29 protein-coding genes are annotated in these 26,277 nt (G+C 42.7%); 8 read left to right on the top strand and 21 right to left on the bottom strand.

Going from position 1 to position 26,277, the window contains the following annotated elements; all coding sequences use genetic code 11:
- Positions 1-30: 30 nt before the first annotated feature.
- Positions 31-870 (bottom strand): DUF6266 family protein, encoded by an 840-nt coding sequence (locus K7X70_RS22675; protein ID WP_222539191.1) that lies wholly within the window; start codon positions 868-870, stop codon positions 31-33.
- 420 nt (positions 871-1,290) lie between these two features.
- On the opposite strand from K7X70_RS22675, the gene K7X70_RS22670 reads away from it, so the two are divergent.
- Positions 1,291-2,268, top strand: coding sequence for an alpha/beta fold hydrolase (locus K7X70_RS22670; protein ID WP_222539190.1), 978 nt, complete (start codon positions 1,291-1,293; stop codon positions 2,266-2,268).
- Positions 2,269-2,276: 8 nt separating this feature from the next.
- The gene (locus K7X70_RS22665) at positions 2,277-3,320 is read left to right on the top strand and encodes a serine hydrolase domain-containing protein (RefSeq protein ID WP_222539189.1); all 1,044 of its coding nucleotides are present in this window, start codon (positions 2,277-2,279) and stop codon (positions 3,318-3,320) included.
- Positions 3,321-3,420: 100 nt separating this feature from the next.
- On the opposite strand, the gene K7X70_RS22660 is transcribed toward K7X70_RS22665, so the two are convergent.
- From K7X70_RS22660 to K7X70_RS22600, 13 genes are all read right to left on the bottom strand, one after another.
- On the bottom strand, positions 3,421-3,909 hold the full coding sequence (locus K7X70_RS22660) for an urease accessory protein UreE (protein ID WP_222539188.1): 489 nt from the start codon (positions 3,907-3,909) through the stop codon (positions 3,421-3,423).
- On the bottom strand, positions 3,899-4,606 hold the full coding sequence (gene hypB / locus K7X70_RS22655; RefSeq protein WP_222539187.1) for a hydrogenase nickel incorporation protein HypB: 708 nt from the start codon (positions 4,604-4,606) through the stop codon (positions 3,899-3,901). The genes K7X70_RS22660 and hypB overlap by 11 nt, the downstream gene beginning before the upstream one ends.
- A 25-nt stretch (positions 4,607-4,631) precedes the next feature.
- The gene (locus tag K7X70_RS22650; protein ID WP_222539186.1) at positions 4,632-4,985 is read right to left on the bottom strand and encodes a hydrogenase maturation nickel metallochaperone HypA/HybF; all 354 of its coding nucleotides are present in this window, start codon (positions 4,983-4,985) and stop codon (positions 4,632-4,634) included.
- 5 nt (positions 4,986-4,990) lie between these two features.
- Positions 4,991-5,803: an urease accessory protein UreD gene (locus K7X70_RS22645; RefSeq protein ID WP_222539185.1), complete on the bottom strand. Its 813-nt coding sequence runs from the start codon at positions 5,801-5,803 to the stop codon at positions 4,991-4,993.
- 12 nt (positions 5,804-5,815) lie between these two features.
- Positions 5,816-6,430, bottom strand: coding sequence for an urease accessory protein UreG (gene ureG, locus K7X70_RS22640; protein WP_222539184.1), 615 nt, complete (start codon positions 6,428-6,430; stop codon positions 5,816-5,818).
- A gap of 9 nt (positions 6,431-6,439) precedes the next feature.
- Positions 6,440-7,126, bottom strand: a complete 687-nt coding sequence (locus K7X70_RS22635; RefSeq protein ID WP_222539183.1) for an urease accessory protein UreF — start codon at positions 7,124-7,126, stop codon at positions 6,440-6,442.
- Between the two features lies 1 nt (position 7,127).
- The gene (locus K7X70_RS22630; protein WP_222539182.1) at positions 7,128-7,619 is read right to left on the bottom strand and encodes an urease accessory protein UreE; all 492 of its coding nucleotides are present in this window, start codon (positions 7,617-7,619) and stop codon (positions 7,128-7,130) included.
- Position 7,620: 1 nt separating this feature from the next.
- Complete coding sequence (gene ureC, locus K7X70_RS22625; protein WP_187668173.1) at positions 7,621-9,471, bottom strand: urease subunit alpha; 1,851 nt, start codon at positions 9,469-9,471, stop codon at positions 7,621-7,623.
- Positions 9,472-9,477: 6 nt separating this feature from the next.
- Entirely contained in the window at positions 9,478-9,855 is a 378-nt protein-coding gene (gene ureB, locus K7X70_RS22620) for an urease subunit beta (protein WP_222539181.1), read from the bottom strand.
- Positions 9,856-9,873: 18 nt separating this feature from the next.
- Positions 9,874-10,176, bottom strand: coding sequence for an urease subunit gamma (gene ureA / locus K7X70_RS22615; protein ID WP_062548395.1), 303 nt, complete (start codon positions 10,174-10,176; stop codon positions 9,874-9,876).
- A 120-nt stretch (positions 10,177-10,296) separates the two neighbouring features.
- Positions 10,297-11,481 (bottom strand): porin, encoded by a 1,185-nt coding sequence (locus tag K7X70_RS22610; RefSeq protein WP_222539180.1) that lies wholly within the window; start codon positions 11,479-11,481, stop codon positions 10,297-10,299.
- A 93-nt stretch (positions 11,482-11,574) separates the two neighbouring features.
- Positions 11,575-12,969 carry a sensor histidine kinase gene (locus K7X70_RS22605; RefSeq protein WP_222539179.1) on the bottom strand — a complete coding sequence of 465 codons (1,395 nt, stop codon included), beginning with the start codon at positions 12,967-12,969 and terminating at the stop codon, positions 11,575-11,577.
- Positions 12,959-13,660 (bottom strand): response regulator transcription factor, encoded by a 702-nt coding sequence (locus K7X70_RS22600; RefSeq protein ID WP_222539178.1) that lies wholly within the window; start codon positions 13,658-13,660, stop codon positions 12,959-12,961. Before K7X70_RS22600 ends, K7X70_RS22605 begins: the two co-directional genes overlap by 11 nt.
- Before the next feature lie 217 nt (positions 13,661-13,877).
- Between K7X70_RS22600 and K7X70_RS22595 the strand changes: the two genes are divergently transcribed.
- The 4 genes from K7X70_RS22595 to K7X70_RS22580 are packed head-to-tail and all read left to right on the top strand — an operon-like array spanning position 13,878 to position 18,639.
- On the top strand, positions 13,878-14,675 hold the full coding sequence (locus tag K7X70_RS22595) for a radical SAM protein (RefSeq protein ID WP_222539177.1): 798 nt from the start codon (positions 13,878-13,880) through the stop codon (positions 14,673-14,675).
- Positions 14,676-14,681: 6 nt separating this feature from the next.
- Complete coding sequence (locus tag K7X70_RS22590) at positions 14,682-15,944, top strand: flavin-containing monooxygenase (RefSeq protein WP_222539176.1); 1,263 nt, start codon at positions 14,682-14,684, stop codon at positions 15,942-15,944.
- The gene (locus K7X70_RS22585; RefSeq protein WP_222539175.1) at positions 15,944-17,419 is read left to right on the top strand and encodes an amidase; all 1,476 of its coding nucleotides are present in this window, start codon (positions 15,944-15,946) and stop codon (positions 17,417-17,419) included. The genes K7X70_RS22590 and K7X70_RS22585 overlap by 1 nt, the downstream gene beginning before the upstream one ends.
- 47 nt (positions 17,420-17,466) lie before the next feature.
- Positions 17,467-18,639, top strand: a complete 1,173-nt coding sequence (locus K7X70_RS22580; protein WP_222539174.1) for an aminotransferase class I/II-fold pyridoxal phosphate-dependent enzyme — start codon at positions 17,467-17,469, stop codon at positions 18,637-18,639.
- Between the two features lie 85 nt (positions 18,640-18,724).
- Here the strand turns inward: K7X70_RS22580 and K7X70_RS22575 are convergent, their stop codons facing one another.
- From K7X70_RS22575 to K7X70_RS22545, 7 genes are all read right to left on the bottom strand, one after another.
- Complete coding sequence (locus K7X70_RS22575) at positions 18,725-19,717, bottom strand: fumarylacetoacetate hydrolase family protein (RefSeq protein ID WP_222539173.1); 993 nt, start codon at positions 19,715-19,717, stop codon at positions 18,725-18,727.
- A gap of 146 nt (positions 19,718-19,863) precedes the next feature.
- Complete coding sequence (locus K7X70_RS22570; RefSeq protein ID WP_222539172.1) at positions 19,864-20,238, bottom strand: hypothetical protein; 375 nt, start codon at positions 20,236-20,238, stop codon at positions 19,864-19,866.
- A gap of 160 nt (positions 20,239-20,398) precedes the next feature.
- Positions 20,399-20,632 carry a hypothetical protein gene (locus K7X70_RS22565; protein ID WP_222539171.1) on the bottom strand — a complete coding sequence of 78 codons (234 nt, stop codon included), beginning with the start codon at positions 20,630-20,632 and terminating at the stop codon, positions 20,399-20,401.
- A 255-nt stretch (positions 20,633-20,887) separates the two neighbouring features.
- Positions 20,888-21,034 carry a hypothetical protein gene (locus tag K7X70_RS22560; RefSeq protein WP_222539170.1) on the bottom strand — a complete coding sequence of 49 codons (147 nt, stop codon included), beginning with the start codon at positions 21,032-21,034 and terminating at the stop codon, positions 20,888-20,890.
- A 142-nt stretch (positions 21,035-21,176) separates the two neighbouring features.
- A complete protein-coding gene (locus K7X70_RS22555; protein WP_222539169.1) occupies positions 21,177-21,647 on the bottom strand; it encodes a hypothetical protein in 471 nt (156 codons plus the stop codon).
- Between the two features lie 85 nt (positions 21,648-21,732).
- Positions 21,733-22,416, bottom strand: a complete 684-nt coding sequence (locus tag K7X70_RS22550; RefSeq protein WP_222539168.1) for a peptidylprolyl isomerase — start codon at positions 22,414-22,416, stop codon at positions 21,733-21,735.
- A gap of 3 nt (positions 22,417-22,419) precedes the next feature.
- Positions 22,420-23,751 carry a Gfo/Idh/MocA family protein gene (locus K7X70_RS22545; protein WP_222539167.1) on the bottom strand — a complete coding sequence of 444 codons (1,332 nt, stop codon included), beginning with the start codon at positions 23,749-23,751 and terminating at the stop codon, positions 22,420-22,422.
- Positions 23,752-23,934: 183 nt separating this feature from the next.
- Between K7X70_RS22545 and K7X70_RS22540 the strand changes: the two genes are divergently transcribed.
- Complete coding sequence (locus tag K7X70_RS22540) at positions 23,935-24,615, top strand: TetR/AcrR family transcriptional regulator (protein WP_222539166.1); 681 nt, start codon at positions 23,935-23,937, stop codon at positions 24,613-24,615.
- On the top strand, positions 24,612-26,273 hold the full coding sequence (locus tag K7X70_RS22535; RefSeq protein WP_222539165.1) for a peptidase domain-containing ABC transporter: 1,662 nt from the start codon (positions 24,612-24,614) through the stop codon (positions 26,271-26,273). Before K7X70_RS22540 ends, K7X70_RS22535 begins: the two co-directional genes overlap by 4 nt.
- Positions 26,274-26,277 lie beyond the last annotated feature (4 nt).

The raw sequence follows: 26,277 nt of genomic DNA, 5'->3' as shown, positions 1-26,277 counted from the left end.
ATTTTTATCCCGAAGGGCCATTTTTTGCTCCTATATCCCCTCTTTAGCTCCCGGCAGGTGTTCCAGTTTCTTTTTCAAAACCATATACTCCTTTTCCAGATGCCGGAAAGCCTTCGACTCCATTTTTCCTTCCGCATGATCTGTTATTCTATGGTGATAATCTGCCGCAACTTGTTCATATCGTGCTTTAACGGTGTTATAATTCTTTCTTTCTATTTTTTCTGTTTCAGTCTCCTCCATGCCGTTCAGGTTTCCGACATAAGCACTATCGGAAATTAATGTCCCATTAGCAGATTTGAAGCAAATGTATACTTCCATCTGACTGTTCATCTTCGATTCGCTAAGTGGGATAAAACAGCTCCCATCCTTCCTTTTCGCTGCATTCAACAACATACTTGCCTTTTTTTCGGCTGGATGACTGACCATCACCATCAATATATCGTCCTCAGCACCATTCTCGGCAATACCCGCATCCCAGCTCAAATTAATTCCTTCTTCGCCTTTGCTGATCCTCGATTCCTTTGCCATTTCCAGGCTTCCTTTGCTGAGGATAACTTTCGTATAATCGACCTGAATATTTGGATAAACGCCTGTTAAAGCCTGCTTTTTATTGTAGGAAGTGGCCAGATTATGCGAATTTTTAGTCGTCCCTTCTGCTTCCAGCTGAAAGCTGACCTTGATAAAATCTGCCATCGGTCTCAAAAGGTTCATCGTCACCGACATTCCCTGGCGATTGGCCATTTGATTTAGAGTCGGTTTTCCTGCTCTGCCGATCAAACGACAGACCGGCTGACCATTTAAAGTATAAAAAACCAGTTTTCCTATTTTTCCAGAAGGGTGTCCATGAACACCAGCTGCACATATTGCCATATTTGAGCATTAATTAAGTTGAATTAATTAATACTAATATACTATTAAATAATGAGATAACACCTATCGAAACCTAATTATGTTCGAATTTTATAAAGTTATTTTAGTGAGTTAAAAGAAAGAACCTACGAGGTTGATTAGGCAAATTGACGGCTATAGGCCCTAGCAACCTACAGCAAAAACACAAGAAAAACTTACAAATAAGAAAAGACAATCAGGGTTCATCTAAGAAGTTTCCTCTGGACTTTCCCTAAGCACGCTAAATGTTTACCAAACAATGGATTAGGTATTTAACAAACGATAGATTAAGTGTTTACCAAACATAGTACTGACCAGCTCTAGTCCTCCATTTCATATTATTCCTAAAAATTTAGCCCTATAGTTATTATCTTCCCAAACTATTTAACGCATAACCATCAAATGTCTAACCTCCTTCTTGTGTTCCAATACCTCAGTAACCTCAAATTGAAAATCGCATTCTTTCTTTTTATCACTGTTTTATCTCTCAAAACTGAAAGCTCCATTGCTCAGCAAATTTATTCGAAAGCCTACGGTCAAAAAGGAAATCCAGCTTTAATATATGTTCACGGAGGCCCTCGAGGTAATTCCACCTTATTTGAAGGTACTACTGCAGCAGCGCTGGCTAAAAGAGGTTATTATGTCATCGTATATGATCGACGAGGTGAAGGCCGCTCTGCTGATCCTAACGCAAAACTGACATTTGAGGAAGCTGCTCTGGATCTGAATGGGCTAATCAAACAATATGGATTGAAAAAAGTGAGTATTTTAGGCCATAGTTTCGGTGGCCTTGTTTCGACTTTGTTTACAACCGCCAATCCGGAAAAAGTAGAACGGCTGATCTTAGTTGGGGGGCTGTTTTCGCAGCAGGAATCTTATGACCATATCCTGAACACCAGTCTAAAACTTGCAGAGCAAAAGAAGGACACCGCTATTCTTCATAAGATTTCCACTATTAAATCCTTCGATAAGAAAAGTGAACAGTATCGGAAACAGACTTATGAGGTCGCCTCCCACTATGGTTTCTTCAAAATGCCAAGGCCTACTGAAGAATCAAAAAGAGTGAATGAGCAGTACGAAAACAGCAGCTTCTCTAAATCCAACATCCGCAATGATAAAGCGCCGACACTGTTTTATGAAAACGAATCACGTGTCAACATTGACACGAAATCCATTCTTAAAAACCTCTTGAATAAAAAGGTAAAACTCTCCGCAATTTATGGACTTCAAGATGGTGTTTTCTCTAACAAACAATTATCCGATTTAAAAATCATCACAGGCGCTTCGAATTTTTATACCATCGACAATTGCTCCCACTATCCATTTGTAGATCAACAGGAAAAGTTTTTGAATAGTGTTGCAGACATCATGAATAAATAACCAATTAAATGAAAAAAGTTTTACCATTTCTCCTATCCATTTTGATGACCAGCTGCTATACTTTTGGTCAAAACAATGATTATTCCAGTCAAATAGATCGCTTAATTAAAACCACACATCCAAGAAGTTTCAATGGTGTGGTACTCCTCCAGCAAAATGGGAAAATAAAATATGCAAAGGCTTATGGTTATACTGATTTTAACCAAAAAACTCCAGTAAAAATTTCGGATAAATTTTCTACCATGTCGCTGGCAAAGCAATTCACTGCAACCTTGATTTTACAGGCAGTAGAAAAAGGATTAATTGATTTACATACGCCAATCAGAAAGTATCTGCCTGATTTGAAATATTCCTGGGCAGACACGGTGACCATGCATCATCTGCTCAACAATACTTCGGGACTGTATAGTGAAGATATGGACAAGCCATTGAAATTTAAACCCGGCACTGCATTCAGTTATTCCAACGCTGGCTATGCTGTAGCGGGATTGGTTCTTGAAAAACAAAGCCAGAAAACATTTAATCAGCTAGTCACCGAATTGTTTAAAAGCTGTGAAATGAAAAATAGTTTTTATCCATCAGCAGCTTCCAAAAAACAGTTAGTCAAAGGGCATACGGTAAAAAAAGACGGGACATTCAGTCTAAATGACCAGGTACGTTTTGGACCCGATCAATATTGGGGAAGTCATTTGATCGTTACAGCGCCCGATCTTGCAAAATGGAATGAATGCCTGCATAAAGGGAAATTGCTAAAACCTGCCACTTATCAGTTGATGACCAGCTATGTGATCACCAATGTCCATCCGCTGTTTAGTGAAAAGCCTATTGGATATGGCTACGGACTGCGCATAAATGACCAGGACCGCATTCTGGAATTTGGACATACCGGTTTTCATCCAGCTGCAGGATTTACTGCTGTTAATCTGTACTATCCTAAAAGTAATACCAGCGTCATCGTGATGGAAAATCAAGCAAATGAAAACTTTGAGATCGCTTATTATTTTGAAAAAGAAATAAGAGAAATAGTGAAAAAAAGTTCGCTTTTGAATTAGACATTTGATGAAAAGCATTTCCTCAAAAAACAAAAAGGCGATTGGTACTTTACCATTCGCCTTTGCTATATTACCCTCCTGTTGATTTGCTCCAGCAAACTTAATTCCTGGTTTTAGGCATCTGCTCATATATATTCCCATAACAATTCACGATCTGTGAAGGGTCCAATCTGAAATTGGCCAGGCTTACCGCAGCTCCATATTTTTGCTGCAGTGCTGGAAACAGCCGCCCGTCATAGGCAATCGCGATCTTATGGTCATCGATCATATAAATCGGCAGGTGTCGGTTTCCCACATCAAAGCAAAATAGCCCTACCACCTCCAAATCATTGGAATGAAGGACCATACAGGTACAAGGTTTAATAAAAATCCGAATCACAACGGCATCATCCTGATAAATCAGGGTACCTTGCTGAAGGACTGTTGAACTAGGTTTATCCAGATGAACTTTTCGGCCTGCCAGGGTTTCCCTTTTGATCAGCGTACGATTGACTTCATACCATTCCAGGATCAAACTGTCCTCTTCCTGCTGCCCCAAAGGCTGCAGAACAGGCAGTTTGTCGATCCTGATGATTTCTTTATTGAGCATTCTTCGCTTTCTTTGCGGCTACTTTGGCTTTCAGCCAGTTGCACCATTCCTCCATTCCTGTATCCTGCAGACTGCTGATAGAAATCACGTCCAGGTTAGGGTTTACTTCTCTGGCATCTTTCGTTGCCGCTTCTACTGAAAAAGGAACGTAAGGCAGTAAATCTGCTTTAGATACCAACATCAATTCACTTGTTAAGAACATGCGCGGGTATTTTTTAGGCTTGTCATCCCCTTCCGTAGAAGCCAATACCGTTACCCTGTAATCTTCGCCAAGGTCAAAAGCTGCCGGACAAACCAGGTTACCTACGTTTTCAATAAACAGCAAATCGCAATCGGTCAGGTCGATATGATCTAATGCCTGTAAAATCATTTGCGCTTCAATATGGCACATGCCGCCAGTTACGATTTGCAATGCATTGATGCCTACTTCGCGCATTCGGATGGCGTCTCTTTCTGTTTCAGGATCACCCACCAATACGGCGATTTTAAGGTAATTTCCTAAACGCTTACCAGTTTCCTGCATCAAAGTCGTCTTTCCAGAACCTGGAGAAGAACAGATGTTGATCACACAGATTCCAGGAATTTTATCACGAACTGCTTTAGCTACATAATCATTAGCTTTCAGCAAATTCAAGGTCGTATTGTCGCATTGTACCGATCCTACCGGCATTTGATTACTTTTCGGTGTTGTTATCATTTTATATGGTGATTTGAAGGTTAAATTATATAGTGATTTGATCGTTAAAAATTACTTGACTAATGCGAAGTTCTTCGCCCTGCACAATCTGATCTGAAGGTTGTCCGCAGCTGCATACAAACTTGTGAAACCGCACTTCAAAGTTGGAAGTACAGCTTTTGCAGTATGCAATAATCGGCAGCAGTTCAATCTCCAGTTCCGTCTCCCTGAACCTCGTTTCTTCTAAAACAAATGCCTCAAAGGCGTTTTGAATGAGAATCGGCTGGACATTACAGAGTAAGCCCGCCTGTATTTTTATTTTGCTGATCTGGTGATAAGTCTCTGGATACGCTTGCTCCAGTGTTTTAAAAATGTCCTTGACTATGGCTATTTCGTGCATAATAATTAGTTTTCAATCTGTACTTCTGCAGGCTTTTTATGTGCTATAAAATCCATACAGATGCTTGATACCGTTCTCATGAAATTATAAAGCAGGTCCCCATTGTTTCCCAATGCACGGAATAAAATCATTTGATTCGCTGCCATGGAAAACCCAAAGCTGATGTCTTCATATTCCCCGCTAAAGATTTCATCCAGTTCCTTTTTAAATTCCACTGCATGTTCAGAAGCGATAATCAAGGTGCTTTGATGGGTATATCCCTCATGAAAGAGCATTTTATCGATCGGCTGTGCGAAAGGCTGAAGCACCTGATTGTCGATGTACACGATTTTGCCTGATCTGTAGATTTTGGTGGTACTGTGCAGCCTTGCATATTGGAAAATCTCCTCCCGCTGTACACGTCCTGCGCAGATAATATCACCCCAGATTAAAGTAGCGCCTTCCTCGAGATATACCTCATTTAACGTATGAAAAATTGAGTCTTTAAAAGGCGTAATCGGATAAGGAATATATTGAAAAAACGCATCCTTACCTACCTTTACCAGCGTTTGCTGCGTCGCTCCGGTTTTCATTGGATGCAGCTTATTATACGATTGGGAATAAAGGTGAAGGACGGCTTCATCCGCGATATCAATATCGATTTTCAAATGGTCTCCATCCATAATTCCTGGTGAGGAACTCATGATGATCAGCTCTAAATGCTGATGCTCCCGCTGAGATCCATAAGGCACTACTTTGTAGGGCATGTTAAAAAAGCTGTCTTTCATGACCGTCTTTTCCTCTTCTACACAAACGCTGATCTTAATTGCACTATCCATGACTTCTCCCTCTTAATCTTCTAGCAAAGCATATTTTTTAATCCAGTCCTGCACCTGATCTAAACCTTGCAGGGTCATCATATTGGTCAGGATAAAAGGACGTTCTCCGCGCATGCGTGTCGCATCGCGCTGCATCACGGATAGGTCGGCTCCTACATAAGGTGCGAGGTCAATCTTGTTGATCAGCAGTAAATCTGACCTCGTAATTCCCGGCCCGCCTTTTCTTGGAATCTTCTCTCCTTCAGCGACATCAATCACAAAAATGGTCACATCGGCCAGATCCGGACTAAAAGTAGCAGTCAGGTTATCCCCTCCACTCTCTACAAAAATGATCTCCACATCAGGAAATTTCTCGGCAAGTTCTTCCACAGCCTCTATGTTCATGGAACAATCTTCCCGGATTGCCGTATGTGGACATCCGCCCGTTTCTACACCAGCAATTCTTTCTGCTGGCAGGGAGGAGTTTTTCTGAAGAAACTCCGCATCCTCACGGGTATAAATATCATTGGTCACCACGCAGATACTATAATCATTGCACATGGTTCTCGTCAATCTTTCGATTAATGCGGTCTTCCCCGACCCAACTGGCCCTGCGACCCCTATTTTCACATATTTTCTCTTTATCATTTTATGTCATTATGAAATATAAATCCTTGTATATAATTTTTCATGCTGCATACACCTGATGTCCTGAGCGATACAGCAGCTGCCCAATAATTCTTCGGGCATGCTTTCTTGTTTTTCCACCAGTTCGTCTATCAGGCCATGCAGGTTGTACAAAATCTTTTGTGCATCCATCTGGCTGATGGGTACCAGCTTCGCGCAATTGGTCACAATTCCGTTTAGGGTGTTGTAGTAAAATGCATGTAATGCGTCTTTCATAGGGATTTTAGCCGCATGCGCATACATGGCAAAAGCCATCGCATAATGTCCGTGTACCGCTCCGCTTTTGATCGCCTGCAGGTATTTTGTACAGCGTGGGATCGGCTTCAGGTTTTCCGTCACTTTCAGGAAACGGATGCCCAGTTTCTTGCTAGCCTCCCTGATTTCAAAAGGCGCTTTATAGGCGCTGATTAAATCGTCCAGTTCCTGAACCCTGGCTTTTGTAGCATTGCTGTCGCACATCTTCCAGGCCAGCATAAAAAATGCGGCGTCATTGTAATAAAAGTTATGTTGCAGCATGGTTTCCGCGTAAACTTTTACGGCTTTGCTGTCTTTCACAATCCCCATGCTGACATAGGTTTCCAGTCCGTACGATTGTGTAAAACTGCCGATCGGAAATGCGGAATCATTGATCTGTAATAGTGTCAGTAATGCGTTCATGTTATTTGCTTGCTAAAGAAATCACCTGCCCTGATGAACTCCATTTGTGGATCATCAGGGTAGAGGTTCTTTCAATGATTCTATCTTCTTTGCGCGGTTTGAATCCCCCTCTTTTCAAAAACTGATACAAAGGTTCTTCGAATGCGATGATGACTTCTTTGTCTTTATTGATAAAGACCGGGATGTGCTTATTGCCAATTTCAAAACAGACAATGGCCATATCTTTAAAGGTAACCGGCTGAAACACGATACAAGGGCCAGGGATGATCTGCACCACAATGATATTCTTCCCTTCCTGGTGCAAAATATCGCCATGAAAAAGTTGCTCCTGTGCCAGATGATGGATCGCGATTTCGCGACCTCCATCTGTTAGCATGCGCAGGATTCTCTTTGTGGTATCATACCATTCCAATTGCAAAACATCAATCTTACAGTTGGAGTAGCGTTTCGCATCGTCATATAGGTTGGCAATTACCCGATCTACTTTTATCATCTTAGAAAAGGAAATAACGCTGTGCCATCGGAAGTACGGCCAAAGGCTCGCAAGTAGCAATTACGCCGTCTACTCGTACATCATAAGTTTCCGGATCTACGGTAATATTTGGCATCGCATCGTTGTGCACCATATCCTTTTTCATCACCGTTCTACACCCTTTTACAGGCAAACTGGTACGGGCAAGCCCATAGTTGGCGATCGCTCCATTTTCTAAAGAAGCTTTAGAAACAAAGTTGAAACAGATGTTAGACAAGGCTTTACCGTGGTTACCGAACATCATTCTGTAGATGATCGGCTGAGGTGTTGGAATAGAAGCATTGGCATCTCCCATTTTAGCACCCAGGATCATTCCACCTTTGATCACCAGCTCAGGTTTTACGCCAAACATTTCTGCTTTCCATAAAATCAGATCGGCAATTTTACCTGGTTCAATAGAGCCTACGTAGGTATCAATTCCATGTGCTTTTGCCGGGTTGATGGTGTATTTAGAGATGTAACGCTTCACCCTGAAGTTGTCATTACCTTTTCCTTCATCTTCTTTCAGCGGACCTCTTTGAATTCTCATTTTATGAGCAGTCTGGAAAGTACGGGAAATCACTTCACCTACTCTACCCATGGCCTGACTGTCAGAGCTCATGATGCTGAATACGCCCATATCCTGTAGAATATCTTCGGCAGCAATCGTCTGAGGACGGATTCTTGAATCCGCAAAAGCCACATCTTCTTTCACATTTTTATCTAAGTGATGGCATACCATCAGCATGTCTAAATGCTCTTCTGCAGTGTTGATCGTGTATGGTTTTGTTGGGTTGGTTGATGCCGGTAAAATGTTAGGATACATCGCGATCTTCATAATGTCTGGTGCGTGACCACCACCAGCACCTTCGGTATGGAAAGTATGGATCACACGACCATCAATCGCACGCACAGTATCTTCTAAGAAACCAGCCTCGTTTAAGGTATCCGAGTGGATGGCCACCTGAACATCATATTTATCAGCTACTTTTAAAGCCATATCAATAGTCACAGGATTTGCGCCCCAATCTTCATGAATCTTCACACCCAATGCACCTGCTTCTACCATTTCTTCGATAGGCGCCATAGTAGAGACGTTTCCTTTACCGAATAAACCGACGTTGATTGGTAAGTTTTCAAATGCCTGCAGCATTTTCTCAATGTACCATTTACCTGAAGTTACGGTAGTGGCATGTGTACCATCTGCTGGTCCTGTACCGCCGCCGATAAAGGTAGTTACCCCGCTGTATAATGCCGTTTCTACTTGCTGTGGACTGATAAAGTGAATGTGGGTATCAATACCACCAGCAGTAAGGATCATCCCAACACCACTGTGTACTTCTGTAGAAGCACCAATGATCATGTGCTCCGTTACGCCATCCTGAACATCAGGATTTCCCGCTTTTCCTACACCAACAATCTTTCCGTTTTTGATCCCTACATCACCTTTCACGATACCCCAATGGTCGATCACCATCACGTTTGTGATACAGAAATCCAATACGCCTTCGTCTGCTAAGGCACGTGCCGACTGGCCCATACCATCACGGATGGTTTTACCACCACCAAACTTGTTTTCTTCTCCGTATACGGCGAAATCCTTCTCGATTTCAATAAATAAATCCGTATCGGCTAACCTCACTTTATCACCTGTGGTAGGGCCAAAAAGCGCTACATATTTTGCTCTGGGAATGTAAAGGTCTCCATCTATATATTTAACGGAACCTGCGTCAAGGCCAAGTTTATCCAGTCCTAACGACCTTAAACCTACTACACTGCCCATGGCAGTCATCCCAACTACCTTAATCCATTCTCTTCTATTCCAGTCTGCCATAATATCTTATCTTAATTTTACGGTTTTATACTTTTCTGCATTCATTTTTGCGATCGCCGCAGTTCTCACTTTTTCATCCGTGTACTTGCCACTGGTTAAGCCATTAAATCCGTGGATTTCTTTGTTGCCGCCAATTTCTACCAGGATGATGTCTTTACTTTCTCCGGGTTCAAAACGGATCGCAGTACTTGCAGGGATGTTTAATCTTTTCCCATAAGCACGTTCCCTATCAAACTGTAAATGTCTGTTCACCTCAAAAAAATGATAATGGGAACCTATTTGTATCGGTCTATCTCCTGTATTGGTCACAGACAAGGGCGATGTTTCGTAACCTACATTGGCCTTGATGTCTTCTTTTTTTATAATGTATTCTCCTGGTATCATTTCTTATGATTTTAAAGATTAGCGAATAGGATTGTGAATGGTCACTAGCTTAGTTCCATCTGGAAAGGTCACTTCAATCTGCACATCATGGATCATTTCTGGAACGCCTTCCATCACCTGTTTTCTACTCAACAACTTGGTTCCGTAGTCCATTAGTGCGGATACAGTTCTTCCATCTCTTGCTTTCTCCATGATCTCTGCACTGATGTAGGCGATACATTCTGGATAGTTCAGCTTCACGCCTCTTTTGAGACGCTTGCTGGCAAGCTCACCTGCAAGATGCAGCATCAATTTTTCGGTTTCTCTGGGTGTTAAACGCATAAAATATAATAGTATTAAATTTATTATCTGTTGGATTCTGAACAGGATTGCTGTAAGAGCTTTACCTGCTGTTATTCGCGTTGGTTTTAGGGCTCACTAGACTGCTGAATCGATGGCTTACTAAATCGCTTTCAGGTTGAAATAAGTACCCAGGATGAAGCGGTTGTTTTTTTCAGGAGGCATTCCAAGGCGGCTCTTATAGCTGATCTTATGGTCGATATATCCGGCAAAAAGTTTCCAGTCCTGATTCACAATTGGCTGGTATTCTAATGCGGCATAACCGGTCCAGTTTCTTCTGAAATCAGAACCTATCGTTTTGTCTTTGGATGCGCTTGCTGTTTCATAGGCTCCTTTTAAAGATACCCCCCAATGTCTGCTCAGCTGCTGGTCAAACCTCAATACCGCAGATTTATACACCACATCTCTGCGCATGATCCTGTCGGCACCCGTGTTTCCAATAAAAGCATTCATAGGGTTTGAGGCCAGCATCGTATGGTCGACTCCATAATCAGAATATTGAAGGTCCAAATACACTTTTGTGTTTTTAGACTGGTACATATTGGCCAGGGAAATGGAATGGTTATCTGCTCCTGCTATCAGCTGGTTATAATTGTAAGACCATTTGGTATGGAATGCTTTATCGAAGAAATTCCCTTGCCAGGTGAAGTAGGCACCCATTGGACGCTCTGATTGCTTGAACTCCCCTGCTCCGTATCCTGCGGTTTTAATCAGCTGATCGAAAGTTTCAGTGGAAGTATTATAAACTTGTAATTGAAAGTTATGGTTTGGATTTGCGGTGTAGGAAAAGTTGGCACCAACCACGAATAGGTTCAGAATACGGTCTACATAATCAGTAAAAATATATTCATAGACCGGATTGTTGACAAACTCATAGCTCCCCACAGCAGCAGCTTGCTTACCAAGAATCACTTCCCAATCTTTCTGTTTACCGAAGCGGTAATTTACCTGAGCATAATCAAGGGCCCTGGAACCATTGTCCTGGGTAGTGGTAGCGAAGGCTTTGTTTAGTCGGAAACGGACTTTATAAGACAGGTCCGGGTTCACATGACCGCTCAGTAATAGCCTGGTTTCATCCAGTCTGAAACCCGCGTTTAACGCACGTTCTTTATTTTGACCGATGTTTAAAGAAGTACGACCAAGTATGTGGAGGTTAAAAATGGAAGGGCTCGCTTGTTTTGCAGTATCAAGGGAAATATTTTTTGTGGTATCAACTGGCGTTTGTGCCGAGGCTGCTGCCGGACAAACTGCACATAAAACTATACCTACACTGGTTCTGATTTTCATATCGCTATACTTAATGATACAAGTATAGGCGGCAGACCTAATAACGCGCTAAAGCGAAGATTAACGCGATATTAGGGAAAAATAAGTGTGAGATTAGAGAACCGCTATAGGACAGGTTATAGTCACGACTGTGCCTTTTCCTTCCGTAGAATCGATCGTCAGACTAGCGTCATGAAGTTCAAAGATATTTTTTGCAAGTACCAGTCCGAGGCCATTTCCATAAATACTGCCCACATTGGAAGCGCGGAAAAAGGATTCAAAAATATGCGGTTTATCTTGATCGGGAATCCCTATTCCCTGATCTACTACTCGTATAATGATCTTCGAATGGTCTACTTCAATGCTCACTTTCACTTCCTTTTCATTGCCATATTTACAAGCATTGGAAATGATATTGGAAAGTCCGATGAAAAACAGGTCCTGGTTCACATGAACGGTTAAAAGGTTGCTATCCTCCGGAATATTGGAGAAATCAAGAAATATCCGATGGTTATCGTTCAGGTATCCTTCAGATTCTTTTACGCTGTACAGCAGTTCATCAATCCTGACATAGCTCATGTTTTGCACCTTGCCATCATAACCTGTTCTGGAAAGCAGCAGCAGGTTGTTCACAATCAGGTTCATCCGATCCACCTCCCTGGACACCATTTCTAAAGAGTAATGGGCAGGATGTTTCGGATCCAGATGATGCAGGGCGAGTTCAGATTCACCGCTGATAATGGTCATAGGCGTTCTCAAGGAATGTGAGGCATTGCTGATAAAGCTGCGCTGCGACTTCACCGCGATCTCCAATCGACTCAGCATATCGTTAATATTGGTGATCAGGACTTCAATCTCATCCTTTTCTTTTGTTTGATCATTAGTTTTCTTGGTGGTTAACCGCATGTTCAAGTTACTAATATTGATCAATCCAATGCGCTTATTAATGGAAGCGATTGGATTTAATAACTTATCAGCAAAATAAAAAGAGATCAGAAAGATGAGGAATAAGAAAATCACGATGCCGGAGATCAAGGCGCGATTGAGGTCCTTATGCTCTGCAATCCCAAAATCGTCTACTGCCGAAGAAACCACCACCAGATTCTTATCGTGGTCTTTGTCTTCAAAAAACAGCGCAACATAAGCCGTATCACCCATCATGAGTTCGGCTTTTCCTTTTTCAATGGCTTCTTCAAAAAAAGCATTGCTCATTGGCAAAAGTGGTTCATAATGGGGTTGCTTCCTGTTTTTCTCTACACGTACCAGGAAATTCCTGCCTAAAGAAAACTGATTGATGAACTGATTACTCAACTCATAATAACCTTTATCTTTATAACTCTTCGAATTAAAGACATGCGTGCCTAACATTCGGGCGTTTTCTTCTAGCCTGATAAAGAATTTACTTTCCAGGGTCTTTGCAGTAAAATAGGAAACATAAACTGCAAAAGACATCAGGATCAAACTCCCGATCGCCGAAGACAGCAGGATAATTTTGGTTCTAATCTTCATGATTCTCCTGGACTCTGAGTACATAACCCATCCCTATCACGGTATGAATCAATTTCGGACTAAAATTCTTATCGATCTTTTTGCGGAGGTAATTCAGGTAAACATCTACCACATTGGTGCTGAGGTTGAAATTCATTCCCCAAACCTCTTCCAGAATATCTACACGCGTGATAATTCTGTTCATATGCTGCATCAGGTATTCAAGCAGTCGATGTTCTGTAGCCGTCAGTACGATTACTTTTCCAGCCCTGGTGACTGATTTACTGTCTTTATCAAGTACTAAATCTGAGATGCTCAGCAGATTTGCAGGCGTAGTGCGAACAGTTCCCGATTTACGTGATTTGCGAAATACACGGGCCTTTAATTCGTCAATTTTGAAGGGTTTAGTCAGGTATTCATCAGCATCCAGATTAAAAGCAGCCACAATATCCTCTGTCTGGTTTAAGGCAGAAAGAATGATAATCGGAACATCTGGATCTGTTAACCTGATGTTCCGGCAAACCTCCAGACCGTCCATACCAGGCAGCATGATGTCCAGAATAATCAAGTCGAAATGGTTCATCCCAGCCATTTTTAACCCGGTCAGGCCATCCATGGCCACACTAATGTCTAAGTCAATATTTTCATCCATTAAGCTTCTTTTGATCAAAGAAACTACCGCTATCTCATCCTCTATTAACAGTATCTTCATCTTAAAATCCCTATCGTTATTATGATTCCCTATCCTGCAAATTTACTGAAAAATGGTCAGTGGAAATTTGCATAGCGGAAAAAAAGACATTGAAACAATAATTTATTATAAGAAATTTCATCGAATTGGTAATTAAAAAGAAAATCATTATTTTTATCTAAAGCACTGCTCTCAAATCAAATACGGCTGATGCTTCTTGTTTATTAAATTAAAAATTATGAACATCATCCAGCTTAGCCTGCTCAAAAACTCTGGTTGTGGAGGTGGTTGCAAATTTTGTGGACTGAGTAAAACGGAGACCACAGATCGAAAAACATTGGTCAGGGAATCCGATTTCCAGCAGACATTTGATCAGGCCGCTGCCACAGGTTCCCGGGTAGAACTGGTCTTTCAAACAGTTGGTGCTAATGTCATTGAAGTCATGAATTTCCTGCTGGAAATGAAAGAGGTGATCCAGCGAAACTCCCACATTGAACTGGCCATTAACCCCGGAATTTGTACCCGTCCTGACTTCTACGAACAAATTGCCAATCTTGGCATCAAACGCTATAGAAATAACCTGGAATGCTCCCGAAAACTGTTTGCTGAAATGGTCCCCAAACGCCCATTAGCACAGGATGACAAGCTAAAATCCCTTTTAATCGCACGTGAGGCTGGACTCCGGATAGATACTGGATGGCTTTGCGGCCTTGGGGAAACCGAATCAGATGTGGAAGATATGCTGAACCTGCTTGAAATAGTTAGTCCAGATGCCATTACGCTCAACTACTTTGATCCACAGGAAAGTGCGGAGATATTCGCCCACAGCAATCCTTCAGCAGAGCGTGGTATGGAGTACATCCAACTGCTGCGCAGCCGTTTCCCTGAGGTCGAACTGACTTTGGGAGGCGCCTATAAATTATGGCTTGATCCTCATTTAGCGGAGATCTCCAATATTGACGGCCTTTACCTGGGTACTTTTTTAGACCATGGTTTACGCGCCAAATCCTTGGAATCTGCCGAAAATAACCAGTAGAGATTTATGAACGGTTATCCATCTTCTAACTCCGGTTCCTCCTCCGACCAGGATTCCTATATTTCTGTTGAGGTCCTGATCATTGGGGGCGGACAGGCGGGACTGGCCATGAGCTATTGCCTGAAGCAAAGAAACATCAGTCATATTTTATTGGAACGCGGACAGATTGCTCAGCGCTGGCGATCAGAAAGCTGGGATTCACTAAGGCTCCTTACGCCAAACGACCAGACCAATTTACCCTCATGGCCATATCAAGGAGATCAGCCAGAAGGCTTTATGCCGGTAGGCCGCTATATTTCCCTTCTGGAGGATTATGCGCAATCCTTTGAGGCCCCTATTCTTACAGAAACAGCAGTGGAGGCGGTCAGCAAATCTGGCCATCAATTTTATATCCATTCCACAGCACAGCGATGGGTCGCCAATGCAGTCGTGATCGCAACCGGGCATTGCTGTACCCCTGTTATCCCTGAATATTCAAATCGGGTAAACCCTGAAATCCATCAAATTACTGCTAGCCAATACCTCAATCCAGGGCAGATTCCTGAAGGAGGAATTCTGGTCGTTGGTGCAGGCGCATCAGGCGTGCAAATTGCAGAAGAGTTACGCCTTTCCGGACGCGAGGTGATGCTTTCTGTAGGGAAACACCGCCGCCTGCCCAGAAGGTACAGAGGGAAGGATATTCTAACCTGGTTGAAGGAAGCGGGAATTTTTGATGCGTTCACAGACTCCAAATGCGATCCAAACATCCCTGCGCCACAGCTTATTGGCTCAGAAGATGCACATTCGATAAATCTCGAAACCCTGCAAAATCAGGGTGTAAAATTAACCAGCAGAATAGCAGCCATAAACGATTCCCAGGTTTCATTCGAGGACAACCTATTGACAGCTGTACATCAGGCCGATCAGGATATGTATGCGCTGTTGGAAAGAATCGATCAATATATAAACGACCTGATGATCGACCATAGCATGAATTTTCATCAGGTAGCCCCGATTTCAGTACCTCCTGCTCCATCCAGCATTGACCTTAAATCAGCAGGAATAAAAACGATCATCTGGGCAACAGGTTATCGCCGAAGCTATCCCTGGTTACACATTGATGTATTGGATGCACAGGGCGAAATTAAACACCAGGGCGGAATAACAGCAATCCCCGGATTGCTGGTGCTGGGCATGCGTCGTCAAATCAGATACAATTCAAATTTCATTGATGGCGTTGGAAAAGATGCCGAATTACTGGCTGATTACCTCAAAAAACACCTGTCCTGATGATGAAAAACCCAGGTCAGTATTCGATTTCCGAGCTTGGACAGCAGCTTCGTGCAGGCACACTGAGCTGCGTTACCCTCACAGAAGTGGTATTAAAAGATATCAAGACCAGAAATCCCTACTTCAAGGCTTTTATACTGATTTTAGAGGAAAGAGCGCTGGAAGAAGCCTTGCAAGCGCAGATAGCGTTTAATAATGGACTGGATCTAGGCCCATTACACGGGATTCCTTATGCGGTGAAGGGGATTTTTGATGTGGCAGGTTTTCCAAATACTGCAGGATTGGGTATCCTAGAGGAGCAAATTTCAACAGCATGGCCGATGGACTATATCCCCTCATCAGACGCTGCATCCATCAGGCTATTAAAACAGGCAGGCGCTATATTGGTTGGCATCACCAACACCAGCCCTTTAGCTGCCACAATTCTAGGCATCAACCACGTTTTTGAGACGCCTCATAATCCATGGAAAACTGAAGCCTACCTCCCTGGCGGTTCCTCCAGCGGCTCTGCTGTTGCCGTAGCAGCCGGAATGGTTCCTTTTGCATTAGGCAGTGATACCGGGGGCTCCATTCGTGTACCTGCTTCACTCTGTGGTGTAGTGGGGTTTAAGCCAACAAAAGGCTGGCTTTCAACTCAAGGGGTATGGCCTTTGGCTCCAAGTCTGGATACGATTGGTTTGATTGCGGCTATCGTGGCAGATGTAAAGATCGTTTATTCCCAACTCCAGGATTCCGGATTTCAGGATTCCAGGTTTCAGAACGATAAAGTTCAGACCGAAGGAGCCCGTAACTCGAGGTTTTCTACTTTGCAGGAACCGAAATTGCCGATGGCAGATTTACGTATCGGCTGCTGTAAGACTATTTTCTTTGATGATGCCGATCCGGAAGTGATTCTGGCAGTAGAAAGGTCTTTAAAAATACTTGGCAGCCCGGTCTCCACAGTTGAAATCCCGATTATACAGCAACTGCGGGAAATGATGAAGGAAAATAGTTTAATCGCCTCAGAAGCCTATCCTTTGCACGAAGAAATTATATCGCATCCCAATATTGACTGGGTATTGAACTGGCTGAAATCAGCGGCAGCACATTCCCTGCGTGATACGGAAGCTATCCAAAAACAATACGCAGCCATTGCAGCGCAATTGTCCCTCAGCCGGTATGGTATAGAGGTACTGGTTGTACCTACCACCCCGCTTCCTGCAGTATTGCGCTCGGATTGTGATGAACCATCTTCCCATGCAGCACTGTCGTCCATCTACTCAAGGAACACATTAATTGCAAATCTTGCAGGCTGGTGCAGTATTTCAGTACCCTGCGGACTCACGAAGGACGGCCTGCCCATTGGTTTAATGTTTTGCGCTGACCCGCATCATGAAGCCGTCCTGATCAGCCTGGCTGAAGCCTTCGAAAATAGTTCGGGAAATAAAAAAATGGCACCCTATAAAAACAGAAACCGCCCTGAGATACAGCTATAAACTAAAAACAAACATAACCATCATAAACTACAGAAAAAGAATAAAATATGTACATAAAACTATCAGAAAGCAGCGAAAAAGCAAGAGCAGAATACGAACAGCATCTTGGCGTCTTTCTTAGGGAAAGTCCGGTGACCAAACGCCGTGGTGAACCTGGCTTTGCAGATCTTTTATTTGGAGATCCGCATGGACACTCCTTTCCTGAGATCGCGGAAATACTGCATGAGCAGGTTGACATTAGCCATCACCTGGGGTTCAAATATGTGCACCATATTGAAAGCTCCAGAGCAGCCGCAGCATCATCACTTAGTCAAAGATCAGGGATAAAGTATGCCGCAGGAGACTTGTTTTTTACAACCGGTGCTTTTGCCGGATTATCCTGCTGCCTTCAGGCCTTATGTGACCCGCTTACAGAAGTCCTTTACCTGGGCCCGCCATGGTTTTACTATGAACCGATGATCAGGTCCCAAGGTGCAATTCCGAAGGGAGTAGATTTAAATCCGCTGGATTGGAGTGTTTCGATGAGTCAGTTTGAGGCTGCTATCGGCCCTAAAACCAGTGCCATACTCCTTAACTCCCCTCATAACCCCACTGGTAAGGTGTTTTCAGCTCAGGAGCTCTTAGAATTGACCAATATTGTGGCGGCAGCTAGTCAGCGATTAGGAAGAACCATCCCCATCATCTCAGATGAAGCTTATGCCCGTATTGTTTTTGAATGCAGTCATGCACCCAGTCCGGCAGCATTCTACCCGGCTACGATTAGCATTTATACTTATGGAAAAACACTTTTAGCCCCAAGTTTGAGAATTGGTTATATGGCCCTCGCCCCAGGTTTTCCGGAAGCAGCGCACATGCGTCAGGTGATTGATGCGCTTCAACCCATCTCCGGCTGGCAGCTTCCCGGTTGTATTTTACAACGTGCGGTACCACATTTGGAAAGCTTATGCGTGGATATTGCACAGCTCAAAAGAAGACGTGATCATTTAGTGAGCGCATTGAGGGAAGGTGGCTTCAAAGTGAACCCGGCACAAGGTACTTTTTACATGCTGGTAGACAGTCCGGAGCCCTCAGATGAACATTACTCAAGAGTTCTTGAACAGCGGAAGGTGTTGGTTTTACCAGGTTCCACCATGAAGATCCCAGGCACATTCCGGGTCTCCTTAACCGCCTCTGATGAAATGATTGACCAGGCAGCTGAGGTATTCAGGTCAGGATATTAAAATAGCAGTAAAGCTTAGCAAACTAAGCTTTACTGCTATGCTTTAACAGTGCTATGCTTTAACAGTGCTATGCGGATAGTGATCCTTATTTCTTTATGTATTTTTTGACCACCTGATCTATTTTTCCAAAGATCGAATGGCCTTCCTTATCGTTCATTTCAATCTCAATCCTGTCTCCATAAGACATGAATGGCGTACTGGCTTTTCCGTCTTTAATGATTTCCAGGCACCTCACTTCTGCCAGACAGCTGGAGCCTGTTGGGCTACCCTGATTGGCTACTGTTCCAGATCCAATCACCGTTCCTGCAATCAGCGACCTCGTTTTTGACGCATGGGCAATCAATTGGCCAAAGTCGAATACCATATCGACCCCCGCATCCGGTGAACCGATCAATTTACCGTTTAACGTGGACCGCAATGGCAGGTGTAGTTTTCCATCGCTCCATACCCCTTCTAATTCGTCTGGGGTAACAACTACCGGCGCGAAGGAAGTCCATGGTTTGGATTGGTAAAAGCCAAATTGCTTGGACAATTCATCAGGAATCAGGTTTCTCAGCGTCACATCATTGAGGATCGTGATCAGTTTAATATGGTCCAGTGCAGTTTTCGCATCTGTTCCCGCAGGCACATCGTCTGTAATCACTGCAACTTCAGATTCGAAATCAATGCCCCAGGCCTCATTCTCCACTTCTATGTCGTCATTTGGGCCGATAAAAGCATCTGAAGCGCCCATATACATGAGCGGATCTGTCCAGAAGGTTTCAGGAAGCGCAGCATTCCTGGCTTTTCTTACCAGTTCCACATGCGTCACATAAGCACTTCCATCTGCCCAATGGTAGGCCCTTGGAATTGGCGCCATTACTACTTTAGACGAAAGGTCAAAAACAGCTGAATCACTGTCGTTTACATTCAGTAAATCATAAACATTTTTGAGCTTTGGCGCAGCTGCTTTCCAATTGTCAATGGCATCCTGCATGGTGGCTGCAATCTCAGGAACAGGAACTGCTTTCGTGACTGCTTTGTTCACGACCACCAGTTGTCCATCCCTGGTATTATTAAATATTGTTGCTAATTTCATTTATAGGTGTTTTATCAGGAATTTACAATCTTTATTTATCGGGAGATAAATATCATAAAAGATTGTCAAATACCATAATTACCAAACTTGACAAAATGGAGCGTTGCCAGAATTTGGTAATTACAGAGATGTTTATACGGTCGTGGTTAAATCAGTGCAGCCAGGTGCTCTACTTTCACTGTAGCTCCTTCTGTTCTCCATACTTCATCGAATTTGAACTTGTAATTGGCAGTATTTTGGTCCTTCCCATCCAGTGCGATTAAGATGGAACCAATCAGGGTATCCCATTCATAAACACGAAGAGAAATGATGGTTTGGCCATTCAGCTTGTGGATGGAACCGTTTACGATAAAGTCTTTGACTGCCCGCTTTCCCACGGTGAAGGTTCCTGTACCCGCTACCCGCCCGCGTTCGCCGGCAAGATGTAAAACAATAACAGGGGAATCATTAGTTTCAGGCTCGTTAACACTGCCAGCGGAAACTACTAAACGTTGTTGATAAGGTTGTTCTAAAAATTTCATAATGTTAATTTGTTAAATCATTTATATTCGAATGTAGGGTTAATTAGCGATAATAAAATAGGCATAAATACCTATACTTAAACTACTTAAGATGAATTATATCATGTTTTATTTAAGATAAATACACTTTGCATTTACTTTAACTCTCAGCTATCATCTATTAGAAAAAGAAGCCATGTTCAATTTCGGCATTTACATGTGAGAGAAAGGCCAGAAATTCTTTTCCACTGAATTCATTAGGAAGCTTAATTCCCTTTTTTTCAGCAGTCTCAGTGGTACTGGAATCAACCTTGAAGCCTTTAAGTTTGGCAGATTGAGGGGCAAGCTGTTGGTTGCGGTTGAGCTCCGCAAGTTCAAATACAGGTTGCAGAAAGCGAGCGATGTTTCCTTGCATTATAAAGTTGAGTATAACGTTAATTTACGCCTTAACCTCAGCAACTATCCACACCACATCTAAGGCATAACTACATAAAGCTACAAGTTAATTTACGCAACAACAAGAATTTATAATGAAATTTTAATTTCAAGCGAAAAAAAAAGTATAATGACTAAAGCTTATATCCCGAATGATTTTATCTTTAATTTTCAATAAAAATCAATTACCTGATTGCTTTTGAAAAATTTTGTATTATTCACCGCTCCAGTGCCGTTAAAGCGATATTGCAGACTGACGATCTGCCCGCTGACAAGCAGCTTTACCCTCCTTAATCTCCGTTTTCAAAGTGGTCTCAAAAATGAAATTATCGTTCTTCATCCCTCCCATGTCCCTGATGTTAAAGAAGCGCAGTTTCGGCACTGAGGGGCTGTAAGGGAACACGATATCGTCAGTTCAATGACTGAGGCCGTAAATGAAATAATTCATCCCTATTTACAAGATAATCGCTGAATGGATGTTTTGTAAATAGGGATATCTTAAAGCAGCATCATTATAAAAACCTTTACTTCTTAAATATAAAGAGCCCTTTTTCTCTCATGAGATCGACTTTATTGAATTTAACATTTTCGATCTCATAAGGGCTGCAATGATTTACCGGCTTTTTCACCGTATAAAACAAGGAATCTATTGGGGTATCTGCGATTTTAATCAGCAAGGTATCAATAGGCTTGTGATAATCAAATGCCAGCGAAAACGCACGAATGTCACTTCCAACGGGAATTAAACGCAATGGCTCCTTAAAGGTCTTATCTTTCGTTCTATAGACGTTAATTTCATTGATTTTATACTTTGGACTTTCAGCAAAAAACAAGTCTGCTCCGGAGGTTTTATCCTGGACTTGAAAAAACATATTGGAACTTGGGGGATCACAGCCAGGATTTCGGTCATCGTCCATGGTTTCTTTGAGACAAGCCGACAGGAAGGTAACACCTGCAATCATTAAAACATAAGCAGCGGATCTTTTCATCATCATTTGGAATTTGGTTAGTTTAAAACTAGGTTCTTTCCTGTTAAAACGGCAAACACCCACTTTTCGCTACAGTTATAAAAATTTTATGCTAATTTACATGGGCATTCAGTACTTTCCTGATTACTGCAACCTCTTTCTTAGACAACAACTTAGGGGTGAATGTAATTGGTGTTAAGGGTAAATCATGCTGATCCGTTGGTACTGAATTGATGGCATCTGCCACTTCCATTCCCGCTACAATTTCCCCGAATATCGTATAATCAAGATCCAGGCGAGGAATTCCCCCGATCTTTTTGTACGCTGCTCTTTCAGCGGCAGAGAAATGATGGCCTTTCTTTTTCTCCATTGCATTCAGTTCTTCCTCTGTTTGTGGTTTTCCTGCGACCAGGTAAATCTGTGTCAGGTAAGAGCTGTGTTCAGGATTGTCGTTTCTACCGGCACCTAATGCGCCTTTTTTATGAAAAAGACCCGGAACAATCTCTGCAGGAATCCGTGCTAATGGCTTTTCAGGATGCAGCTTTTCCCTATCCAGGATCGTCTCATCTAACTCTCCTCCCTGACTCACAAAACCTTTGATCACCCGATTAAAAGCGGCCTGATCATACAAACCTTGCTTTATGGTTTTTACAAAGGCATCCCTATGTTTAGGAGTCTGGTCATACAGCATCAGGGTAATCGCTCCTTTGCTGGTTTCTAAGCGTACAAACTTTGATTGTCCATAAGACATCAGGGCAATTAGTGCAAACCCTGCGGTGGTAAAAAGAAACTTCATATTTTAAATTTTCGGCAAGTTATAACCATTATGGTATGGTGCCATTAAGTATTTACTATTAATTTGTTTGTCGGTAAATTGGTTTTTCTGGGCATCCCAGGTTAGTTTTTCTCCGCTTTTGTAAGCGATATTGCCCATTTGGGCGATACTGGCCACGTGGGCGGCAGCCTGGATATCACAATTCAATGCTTCTTTTTTCCTTGACCTTACACTGGCAAAGAAGTTCAGCATATGGTTGTTAAGGCCATTATCTGAGGCTTTCACTAGAGGTTTGCTCACTTTATTACCGCTTTGTCTTTCTTCAATGACCTCCCATCCTCCTCTATTCAAAATCAGCGTTCCATTGTTACCAATATAGGCGATGCCATGATCTCTGTTGTAAGAACCGTTGTCGATGCCCATTGCCGAATCCCAAACCATGTTAAATTGATCAAATTCATAAAGGGTAGTCAGGGTATCTGGCGTTTCCTCATATAAATCAGGGTAAGCAAAACGTCCGCCTAATGCTGAAATACTTTTCGGAACTGGCGAGCCCATCCCCAATAAACCATAGTCGATCAAATGTACGCCCCAATCTGTCATGAGTCCACCGGCATAATCCCAAAACCACCTAAAGTTAAAGTGATACCTGCTGGAATTGAAGGCGCGTTTTTTTGCTGGCCCTAACCATAGGTCATAATCTACACCAGCGGGAACTGCGGTATCCGGAACTACGGGCCCAGGCTTCATCCAGCCCTGATAACACCAGACTTTAACCGTCCTGATGTTCCCGAGCTGTCCACCTTGTACAAAGTCTACCGCCTCTTTAAAATGCTGCTGACTCCGCTGCCATTGCCCTGCCTGCACTACTTTATTATATTTTTGCTGTGCAGCAACCATTGTCCGGCATTCCAGAATTGAATTTCCAACCGGTTTTTCTACATACACATCTTTACCTGCTTCACAAGCATGAATCATCATTAAAGCATGCCAATGATCCGGACTTCCTATGATCACTGCATCAATGTCTTTATTGTCCAATAAGGCGCGATAATCTTTATACGCTTTCACCTTTGCCGCATCGATGTTTAAGCCCTTCAATTCCCCCATCCTTTTGTCTAACACGTTCTGATCCGAATCGCACAAAGCGATTAAAGTTACTCCAGGAACATTCAGTGCGGCTCTCAAATCCGACCAGCCCATTCCGTTGATCCCAATCACTCCGATATTGATCTGGTCGTTAGCCCCAATTGTTCGCTCATAAATCGCATAAGCAGGGTGATCGAGTGCAGAAAGCAGGGCTGTACTGCCTAATGCGCCAGCACTATTTCGGATAAAATTTCTTCGGTTGAGCATCGTTTTATTTCTTTAAAGGTTCATATCGATTGTAAAATACAAATAAATCATTGAGAATTGATCAAAAAAACCAATAGGCTTATAGGCTATTAAAGCTAATTAAAAGCGGGTTTTAGAAAAAAGGGTAGTATTATTCTTATTAATAATAGTAATACTATTACATTTGCAGTAAATACAGCTATTATGGATCAGCTACTCGCAAATATAAAAATCCAGGTGAACGACAAGATCTATGTGAAAGATCCGGAAACCACTGCTCTTGGCAGAAAGATCATCAGGCACAGTCTGATCATCATGGATGAAATCGGCTTTGACAACTTCACCTTCAAAAAGCTTGGGGAGCGCATCGGTTCAAATGAGAGTTCAATCTACCGTTATTTTGAAAACAAGCATAAATTACTGGTCTACTTTTCCTCCTGGTATTGGAGTTGGATAGAGTATAAAATGGTCTTTGCTACCGCCAACATTCCTACTCCTTTAGACCAGCTGCTCAAAGCGCTGGAACTCGTAACGGAGAAAATTGAGGACGACCTGAACACTCCCTACATCAATGAAGCCTTGCTCAACAAGATCATCATTGCGGAATTTACCAAGACTTTTTTAACGAAAGAGGTAGATGAAGAAAACAAAGAGGGCTTCTTTTTGATTTACAAAAGAGTGATCAGCAGAATGGTAGGAATGGTGGTCATGATTGATCCGGAATACCCTTTCCCGAAAAGCTTAATTTCGAGCATCGTGGAAGGCGCATTACACCAGCATTTCCTGAAAGATCATTTCAAAACCATTACTGACTGTAACGAAAACACCAGTCCTACTGCCTATTATACAGACCTTATCCAGCGCATACTAAGCCCAAAACCATGACCCCAGCAAAAAGATTCTTCAGTCTGCTAAAGCTTGACAAAAAAGATGTAACTCAAATATTTTTATACGCCATCATTGCCGGACTCATCAGTCTGTCGCTGCCCTTAGGCATCCAGGCGATTGTGAATTTCCTGCAAAGCGGCAGGGTCAGCGTTTCCTGGATCATCCTGGTGATCGGGGTGGTCACGGGGGTTGCTTTTGTAGGGATTTTATCGCTCATGCAATTGCGGATCACAGAAAACCTACAGCAGAAAATCTTTGTACGTTCTTCTTTTGAATTTGCCTACCGACTTCCGAAAATCAGGTTCGATGAGTTGTACCATGACCTATATCCCCCGGAAATCGCCAACCGCTTCTTTGACACTTTAACCATTCAGAAGGGCGTTTCCAAGCTCATGCTGGATTACTCTTCAGCCCTACTGCAAATAGGTTTTGGTATCATTCTCCTGTCTTTATACCACCCTTCGTTCATCCTGTTTGGCGTATTACTGGTGGCCATGCTGTACCTGATCTTTAAATTTTCTTATACCAAGGGGCTGGATACGAGTTTGAGTGAATCCAAGTATAAATATCGCGCCGCAGAATGGCTGCAGGAGATTGCAAGGAACAAACACAGTTTCAAAAAATCATTGAACTTCGACTTTGCCCTTCAGAAAAACAACAGCTTAACCAATAACTACCTGGATTACCGCGAAAAACATTTCAACGTCATCAAGCGACAATATGCACAGCTGATCATCTTTAAAGTGATCATCACCGCCGGCCTGCTCCTGATTGGAGGGTATCTGGTACTGAATCAGCAAATGAACATCGGCCAGTTTGTAGCCTCCGAGATTATTATTTTACTGGTGATCAATTCGGTAGAGAAAATCGTGCTGGGCCTGGAGACCTTCTACGATGTATTGACCGCTGTAGAAAAGATTGGAAAAGTAACGGATATGGAAATAGAAACTCTTTCAGAAACCGAAGGCAAACCACTTTACGAACGCATTACCCTGGAAGCAGATCAGGTATCTCTTCGATTCCCTGGCGCTGAAACCGACATGTTAAAAGACATCTCCCTGAAAATTGAGCCCGGCGAAAAAATCATCCTGAATGGCGCAAATGGCTCAGGAAAAACTACTTTAATCCGTACCCTTTCGGGATTATTAAAACCAACTTCCGGTGCATTATTTGTCAATGACGATACCTTCCGACAGATCGACATCAATCAATACCGCGCGCAGATTGGCATGATCATTCAAGGACAAAGCCCATTTGAAGGCACCATCCTGGAGAACATTACCTTCAATGACCCCTCTGTTTCTGCACAGGACCTCCGATGGGCATTAGATGCGGTGCAGCTGAGTGCCTATATTAAAACCCTGCCTCATGGACTGGACACTAAAATATTCCCGGAAGGCAAGCAGCTTTCTTCTTCCAATGCGCAGAAAATCATGCTGGCAAGAAGCATTATTCATAAACCAGCCGTCCTGCTTTATGAAGACCCGACAGACCGCCTGGATCAAGATACCGCAGATGCTATTATCGACTTCATCTGCGCTGAAAGCCAACAATGGACGGTTATTGTCTCCTCTGGAAACCCTACCTGGAAGTTGAAATCCAATAGGTCAATTACTATGAAAAACGGAAAAATCATCAACGACCTAAAGAAATAAGAAA

It is taken from the genome of Pedobacter polysacchareus (assembly GCF_019802255.1).
In the GTDB taxonomy this organism is placed as follows: domain Bacteria; phylum Bacteroidota; class Bacteroidia; order Sphingobacteriales; family Sphingobacteriaceae; genus Pedobacter; species Pedobacter polysacchareus.
The sequence above is the reverse complement of the archived record's forward strand: the minus strand, read 5'-3'. Positions and strand labels throughout refer to the sequence as shown.